This window comes from Thioclava sp. UBA3469 (genome assembly GCF_002378135.1).
GTDB classification, from domain to species: domain Bacteria; phylum Pseudomonadota; class Alphaproteobacteria; order Rhodobacterales; family Rhodobacteraceae; genus Thioclava; species Thioclava sediminum.
Window position 1 is genome coordinate 1 of record NZ_DFRG01000155.1, and the last position, 806, is coordinate 806.

1 protein-coding gene is annotated in these 806 nt (G+C 69.4%); it reads right to left on the reverse strand.

Annotated features, from left to right (window positions below):
• The coding region (locus tag B3D39_RS11940; RefSeq protein ID WP_286789726.1) for a DUF4140 domain-containing protein at positions 1 to 561 on the reverse strand (561 nt) is incomplete at its 3' end.
• Between the last annotated feature and the right edge of the window lie 245 nt (positions 562 to 806).

Below are 806 nucleotides of genomic sequence, written 5' to 3' on the forward strand. Positions count from 1 at the left end.
CTCCTTCGCGGGGTCGAGCGCGGCTTCGGCGCGGCGGGCTTCCGCCTCGGCGGCAATCGCGCGTTCGGTGGCGGACAGGATCTGGTCCTCCACCATCTGCGCCAGCGCGCGGAGCTGTTCAGGCGCGGTAACCTGCGAGTCGGTATTCTTGAGATAGGTGATCTGGTCGCGCGCGGCCTGCGCCTTGGCGCGGATCACCGCCACCGCGTCTTCTTGTTCCGCAAGCGCCTCTTGCGCCGAGGCCAACCGATCGCGCGCAGATTTCACTGCGGCGCTGTCCTGCCCGCTGATCGCAGGCGCGCGCCCGGAGAGCAAGCTCACCGCGCCGATCTGCACACCGTCGCCCGAAACCCGCAGCGTCGAGATATCGGTGCCTTCGGGGAAGCCCGGCACCAGTAGGTCATGGCTGCCCTCGGGGGCGTCCAGCGTCACCTGCCGCACCACCTGCGCGCCTTGCGGAAAGAGCGTCACGGCCGTGATCTTGCCCGGTGCCTCGATCGTGTCGGCCAAGGCGGGCAGGGCGGTCGCGGCCAGCAGGGCCGCCGTGAGGGTAATGCGCATCGGTTCCTCCCAAATCCGTTCCAGATCGAGCCTGCGTCGCGCCGCGCGCAGTTGCAAGCCATTGAAATCCGGCGCGGCTCGCCACTGGCGGGAACTCGCCAGAGCGTCCGTGCGCGGGGCAGGGACGCTGTGCCTGCTTGCCCTTGCGTCCGCAGCCGCGCGCGCTTACGTTGCGCCCTACCTCGGGGTGCCGGACGATCCGGCTGAGATGCGATCCACGCGAACCCGTTGAACCTGAACCGGTT